Annotated in this window: 5 protein-coding genes; 3 read left to right on the forward strand and 2 right to left on the reverse strand. The window is 67.2% G+C overall.

Features of this window, described 5'->3' with window-relative positions:
• Positions 1-42 precede the first annotated feature (42 nt).
• Positions 43-1,244, forward strand: a protein-coding gene (locus tag BIV23_RS43875; RefSeq protein ID WP_107471443.1) for an IS3 family transposase whose coding sequence is annotated in 2 segments (ribosomal slippage) — positions 43-334 and positions 334-1,244 — 1,203 coding nt in all. Because the reading frame shifts where the segments join, the coding sequence is not laid out codon by codon here.
• 35 nt (positions 1,245-1,279) lie between these two features.
• On the opposite strand, the gene BIV23_RS54240 is transcribed toward BIV23_RS43875, so the two are convergent.
• Together BIV23_RS54240 and BIV23_RS43890 are read right to left on the reverse strand one after the other, a co-directional pair.
• Positions 1,280-2,373, reverse strand: a protein-coding gene (locus BIV23_RS54240) for an IS630 family transposase (RefSeq protein WP_425443586.1) whose coding sequence is annotated in 2 segments (ribosomal slippage) — positions 1,280-1,909 and positions 1,912-2,373 — 1,092 coding nt in all. Because the reading frame shifts where the segments join, the coding sequence is not laid out codon by codon here.
• A gap of 435 nt (positions 2,374-2,808) precedes the next feature.
• Positions 2,809-5,730, reverse strand: a complete 2,922-nt coding sequence (locus BIV23_RS43890) for an NACHT domain-containing protein (protein WP_071386593.1) — start codon at positions 5,728-5,730, stop codon at positions 2,809-2,811.
• A 123-nt stretch (positions 5,731-5,853) separates the two neighbouring features.
• Between BIV23_RS43890 and BIV23_RS51010 the strand changes: the two genes are divergently transcribed.
• A complete protein-coding gene (locus BIV23_RS51010; protein ID WP_071386594.1) occupies positions 5,854-6,063 on the forward strand; it encodes a hypothetical protein in 210 nt (69 codons plus the stop codon).
• A complete protein-coding gene (locus BIV23_RS52985; protein WP_245790937.1) occupies positions 6,060-6,545 on the forward strand; it encodes an ATP-binding protein in 486 nt (161 codons plus the stop codon). Before BIV23_RS51010 ends, BIV23_RS52985 begins: the two co-directional genes overlap by 4 nt.
• Positions 6,546-6,598: the final 53 nt, after the last annotated feature.

Genomic DNA, 6,598 nt, shown 5'->3' on the forward strand with positions numbered 1-6,598 from the left:
CACTCAAAGACTCACGAACCGCCCACTGAGAACGGACATCTCGTGGTCATGAAGCACTACCCGCCGGAGTTCAAGGCGGACGCGGTCGCGCTGTACCAGTCGCGCCCGGGAGCGACAATCAGGTCGGTTGCCGCTGATCTGGGAGTCAACCCGGAGACGTTGCGGAACTGGGTACGGGCGGCCGGGGCAAGTCGGCCCCGGGGCCGCCGGGCGGAGATGCCCGCCGAGCAGCCCGGGCCCCTGGAGGCGGAGAATGCGGCCCTGCGCAAGAAGGTCCGCGAGCTGGAGGAGGAGCGCGAGATCCTGCGCAAGGCGGCGAAGTATTTCGCCGGGGAGACGCGCTGGTGAACCGCTTCCAGTTCGTCGCAGACCACCAGCGCCGCTTCGGCGTGAAGCGGCTGTGCACCATCCTCAACGTCGCCCGCTCGAGCTTCTACTACTGGCGCAGGACCGCAGCCGGCCGGGCGGCCCGCCAGGCGGCCGATGCCAAGCTCGCCGCCCGGATACGCAAGGTTCACCAGGACACGGACGGCACCTACGGCGTCCCCAGGATCACCGCCGAACTGCGGGAGACGGGCGAGCTGGTCAACCACAAGAGGGTCGCCCGCATCATGCGCCAGGTCGGCCTGGCCGGGCTGCGGCTGCGCAGGAAGCACCGAACCACCATCGCGGACCCGGCCGCTGCGAAGGCAGCCGACCTCATCGGCCGCGACTTCACTGCCGCGGCGGTGAACACGAAGTACGTCGGCGACATCACCTATCTCCCGCTCGCCGGCGGGAAGTTCCTGTATCTGGCCACGGTCATCGACCTCGCCTCCAGGCGCCTGGCAGGCTGGGCGATCGCCGACCACATGCGCGCCGACCTGGTCACAGACGCCCTGGCCGCCGCCGAGCGGTGCCGCGGCAGCCTCGCCGGGGCCGTCATGCACACCGATCACGGGGCCCAGTACACGAGCCGGGCCTTCGCCGACGCCTGCCGCCGGGCGGAGGTGATCCAGAGCATGAGTGCCGTCGGCAGTTCGGCGGACAACGCGCTCGCCGAGTCCTTCAACGCCACATGCAAGCGGGAGACCCTCCAGGGCCGCAGTTCCTGGGCCGACGAGCGCGAAGCCCGCCTCGACCTGTTCCGCTGGCTGCACCGCTACAACACCCGACGCCGCCACTCCAGCCTCGGACAACGCAGTCCCATCGCCTACGAGACAACACTCGAAAGCACATCAACTACCCTGACCCCAGCCGCATAGCCCGTGTCCAAGATTCCGGGTCAAGCCCCCTGCTGTTACTGAGCTCTTCGGATTGGTGTCGGCGGGTGGGTGAGTTTGAGTCCGGTGCCGGCCAGGCAGCCGTCGATCAGGTCGGGGCGGAGCTGGATGTGTCGTAGTCCCCGCCGGAGGGTGCGTTCGAGGTGGTCGTCGTCGGTGAAAGCGGTATTGGCCATCGGGCCGCGCCGTAACAGTGACCAGACGCCCTCGACCGGGTTCAAGTCCGGAGAGTATGAGGGCAGTTGGATGATGGTGAGCCAGTCGTGTGCGGCCGCGTAATCGCGCATTCCGGCCGCCCGGTGGGTGTTGAGATTGTCCCAGATGACGACGATCGGGGCCTGGAGCTGGATGTGGGCACGGACGACCAGGTCGCGGTAGTCGCTCCAGGCGAAGGTGTCGCGTCCCTTGCCCTTGTGCTTGCGGTGGCGGCGCGTCCGGTAGATGAGCCGGGAGGTCTCGCCCGGCTTGTAGCAGCACATCGCGGCGATCGACCAGCGGCGCCAGGAGCGGCCACGCACCCGCACCACCGGCGTGTACCCACGCCGGCCCCAGGTGCGGGCGCGCGGCGGCGTCATCGAGAACCCGGCCTCGTCCTCGAAGACGATGTACGCGCCCAGCGCCGCCGCAGTCATTCCGCCTGCGGCCACACATCCTTCTTCCACAGGCCCACCGCCTGCTCGTCGCGCTCCAGGGCCCGGCGGGCGGGACACTGCCAGGACCAGCCGTGCCGGTGCAGCAGCCGCCACACCGCCGCCGACGAGCAATCCAATGAGAACTTCCAGGCGATCAACGCTCTGATCCGGGCCAGGGTCCACCGCTGATCCTCCCAGCCATGCACAGCCGGTCCCAGCGCCAACTCCTTCTCCAACTCGGCGAACTGGCCGTCGGACAGCTTCGGCAGTTTCGGCGGCCCCGCGGAGGCGAGCGCGGCTGTCCCGCCCTCCCGCCAGGCACGGCGCCAGCGTTCCACCGACCGCTCACTCACCCGCAGGTCCTTCGCGATCACCGCGGTTCTCTCGCCGCGTCCGAACCGCTCGCCTGCCTCGTACCGGATCCGCTCACGAAACCGCCGCCGCTCCGCGGTCAGCCCACCACCCTGCGCATACCGCATACCACCGGCCTACCGCAGGGATCACCACACGTCACCACCCCCGACACCAATCCGAACGGATCAGTAGGTCATGCTTTTGACACCTGCGGTCTGGCGCGTGCGGGTGTCTGTCGGCGGCGATAACGTCGTGGGTTGCTGGGGTAGCGCGTAGGGGCGCGAACGCCCCAGCGCTGACTGCCGGGAAGGGCCACGCTAGAACTCCTCGGTCCTCCCTCGCGCCCGACCGGGGCCTCCCGGTACGGGCGCAGCTTCGGCAGCAGCTCGGTGAGCGGGGGGAAGACGCTAGTAGCCTCGCCTACTCCTCTTCGTCGACCCCCTTTCTCAAGTTGCGGAAGGGGTCCAGAACGCCAGGGCGTTCGCTCCGACCACGGGATCGTCGGCACTGGCGGCTGCCCGGTGCGCGGTGGCGTAGTGGCGTTCGGCGGCGGCTGACGGTCACGTCTGGATGGGCCGTGGACGGGGGAAGAGCGTGAATCGTTCCGGAGCGAACCCCTCCAGACCGGTGAGCGAGATGCGATCGGCGTTGTAGAGGCGGATCTCCACGTTCATAAGGGACTGGAGAGGGGCTAGATCGTAGGCAACGTCTGTGAGAGCGTTGATCCTTAGCTGCTCAAGATTCGGAAACCGGTCCGGGATCAGGTCGAGGCGGATGTCGGACCGAGACACAGAGAGCCCGAGACGATTGACGGTGGCCATGAGGGGGGCGTTGGCGAAGTCGGCGTCGGTGACCTGAAGGCTGGTCAGCTGAGGCAGCTCCGCGAGCTCGGCCCATTCCAGTGCGTCCATGACATGGTTGACGACAACGTCTTCGAGCATGGCCCACTGGGTGATGCCGGTGATGGAGGCCTCTATCTGGCCGCCGAGCCAAAGCCTTGTGAGAGTTGGCGAGGCGGGCAGGGTATGCAGCGTTCTCCACGGCAGGACGGTATAGAGCAGCAGTTCACGCAGCTGTGGGAGATTGTTGAGCGCCTGGAAGGAGAAACCCTCAGGCAGGTCCAGCAGGTTCAGCTCCTGCAGGGGCAGTCCGGCGAGATGGTGTAGGCCGTCGACGGGTGTCGAGGGGCCAAGAGCCAACGAGCGCAGCGCGGCCAGAGACCGAACGAACGACAGACTGGGCAGCGAGGGCTCCTCCATGTGCCGGAGGGATAGGGATGTGGTGTGTTCCGGGGAAAGATGCTCGAGGATCTCTGACGGGGTGAGTGCCAGCTCGAACGAGATGCGTCCGATCGGTGTCAGCAGCGGCAGAGCGTCAAACTGCGGACGGGTCCGGACGGTGACATGCAGGCGATCCCGGACAAGGCGGAGGATGTCGCGGGCGTAATCGGCTGCCTCAAAGTTGGCCCAGCCCAACATCAGTTCGTGGCGCGGCACCGAGGGGGCGACAGTCGGGACGAAATGTTGCAGGTACGCATAAGCTTGGTCGCCGCCCATGGCTGCGGCGGTGCGGAACACGGCAATGATCTCGTCTTCGGGCAGTCCGTCGGCGGTGGGTGGCAGTAGGTCCAGAATGCCGGGACCCAGCGCGGACAGGGTGTTTGCTTCCTGGATAGTGCGGGGCGGCATCAGGGCTGCGGCGCGTGCCGTGACCTTATGGCGCGTGTCAGGGGCGACTTCGGTGGCGTAGTGCATGCTGGCGGCCGCCAGGAGGTGCAGCCTGGGCCGGTGCTCGTTCTCAGCATCACCGCGTTCGACGAGGCGGAGTAGCAGTTCTGCGCTTTCGACAGGCCTGGCGTGGGCGACGGCCATGCGTACGACGTCCTCCCACTGGTCGTCATGGGCATTGTTGACCAGCAGGGGGAAGTCGTGGGCTTCGATGGCGGCTTTGGCCCCGAGGTAGTCCTGGAAAGTGCGGTGGACGAAGTCGATGGTGTCCGCGGTGGGCTGGCGCAGGAGCCCGCTGCGGCCGACCAGGTGCGTCAGGACCTGGTCGGCAGTGCCCTGCTCGGCCACGGCCTGCATGGCCGGCAGCGCGTCGTCGACCAGGGCCATCGCGGTGGCCCGTTCCATCTCGGTCTGGCGGTTGCGGATGAGCCAGTAGGCCAGACGCTGCAGTAGCTGGATGCTCTGGTGTTCGGTGAGCTGAATGCCTTCCGGGACATCGATGCTGCGCTCAAGGTCGCGGCGCACGAGCAGCATCGACAGCGCTGCCTCATACAACTCCATTCGGCTGCGGGGCAGATGACCGCGGCGGTCCCGGTGCAGCGCGCAGATCAACGCACACATCAGGGGGGTGCTGGACAACTGCGCCAGGTCACGCTGAGCACGCACTGTGACCCGGAGCGCTGCTTCGAGATCATGCAGTTGTGAGCGTTCGGCGTCGGTTGCCGCATTGTGTCGGGCTGCGGCGTGCCAGCGGTGAACGAAGACTCCAGTGTCGGCAGCACTCATGGGCCGTACTGACAGTTCGGTGAAGCGCGACGAAGTCAGCCAGCCTTCTGGTACAGCGGACGGACGCGTGGTGACCACGAAGCGTGCGTCCCTGTAGGCCGCCAAGAGCCGCTCGAGCCAGTCGCGCGTGGCGCCCCGATGCTCTTGAGGAACCTCGTCGATGCCGTCGACCAGGACGAGTGCCTCTCCTCTGGCGAGTACAGCATCGGCCCAGCCTTCAGGTTGTGAGGCGGCCAAGGGGCTGCCGACCGCAGACAGGAAATCGTGTGGATCCGGAAGAGGTCCACGCCTCACCAGCGTCCGCAGCGGCAGGATGAACGGAATCCGCCCCCGCCAGTCCGCCAGTTCCTCCGGCAGTTCATCGCGCGCCGTGGCGACAGCCAGCCACTGCAGCAGTGTTGTCTTACCGCTGCCAGCGAGCCCTCGCAGAAGAACCCGTCGGCAGTCGGCCAACGCGTGCTCGGCACGCTTCACCACGACGGATGGTCGGTTCGCTTCCTCACTGCCTGCAGGCCAGTCTTCTGACCGCTCCGCCAGTTCCAAGCTCAGGTACGCCGCGTCCAGCGGCCAGCGCGCACGTTCCGGTCGGCTCAGGTCCAGCCCTACGACGGTCAGCTGGGAATGCCGTTCCGTCACGTAGCTGAGGTACCGCTCCACGAACGAAGGCTGCATGCTGGGCCGCACCGTCCCGCGGGTGACTTTCCTCGGAGAGCCCTCGCGCACCTGCGGTACGCGGGCAGCGGCTTCGCGAAGGGCCAGCAATGGCTCGACATCCGTGCCTAGCGCTTTCGCCAGCACCACCAGCGTGGTCTCGGAGGGCACCACTTGGCCGTTCAGCGCCTGGCTGACCGTTGTCCGCCCCAGTCCGGTCCGCTGCTGTAACCCACCCATCTGCAGACCCCGCTGCGCCCTGAGGGTGCGTAGCCGTAGCGCGAGTTCCGCCAGCGGATCCTCGTCCACGTCCCTCATGCCCTGCTTCTCCGTCTCCCCGGCGACCGTCTTCGTTCATCTTTGTTCGCCCTGAACCCCGGTGAACACCAAAACCGCGAAATTCGCCGAAGTCCCCGTCGTCGGTTCTCCTGGGAAGAAGGCATGAACACCTCATCCATCCACCTGATCCTCCTGGCCCTGCTTCTGGCCGTCGTCGGTCTCTTCTGCACGCTCGTAGGAGTAGCGGCCGGTCTGCTCGCTCGTATCGACGGAGCCACCTATGCCACCGCTCTTCTGCGCGGTGCCGTGGCCTTCGCGGGCAGTGCCACCCTGTCCCTGGCGCTGCTGACTTTCGTCCTCGCGGTGCTGTGAACCGAGGATGCTTTGTCCACTCCTGTAAGCGAGAGCATGGCGCCCGCCCATGGCGGGCGCTGTTACTCCTCGGGCGGGGGCCGGACGAAGCGCAGTGGCTCTCAGGCGACCAGCTGGAGTACGTCCGATACCTCTGGGACGACCCCTACACTCAGCTCGCCGTCGTCTTCGTCGGCGGCGAGGGCTGCCACGCCGCGCTGCGCCGCGAACCGGTGCTGTCCTCCCGGATCTTCATCTGGCAGCGCTTCACCCGCCTCACCGGCGACGAGGTCCTTCAGGCCATCCCGCTCTACCACCCGATCTGGGCCGACGCGGACCCGGACGACATCACCTTCGCCGACAGCCACGCCGCCCACGGAAACTTCCGCAACTGGGCTCGCCTGACCGCCCACACCCAGACAGCCATGGAACGCACTGGCTGGGCCCGCGTCGACCAAGAAGTACTGCGCTGGGTCTTCAGCCGGCTCGGCTCGGGCGCATAGGCCCGCCGCCACACCCGCGCCGTTCTTAACGCTCGGAGGGGGGTTTGTTGGTG

Source organism: Streptomyces monashensis, from assembly GCF_001866665.1.
Taxonomy (GTDB): Bacteria; Actinomycetota; Actinomycetes; order Streptomycetales; family Streptomycetaceae; genus Streptomyces; species Streptomyces monashensis.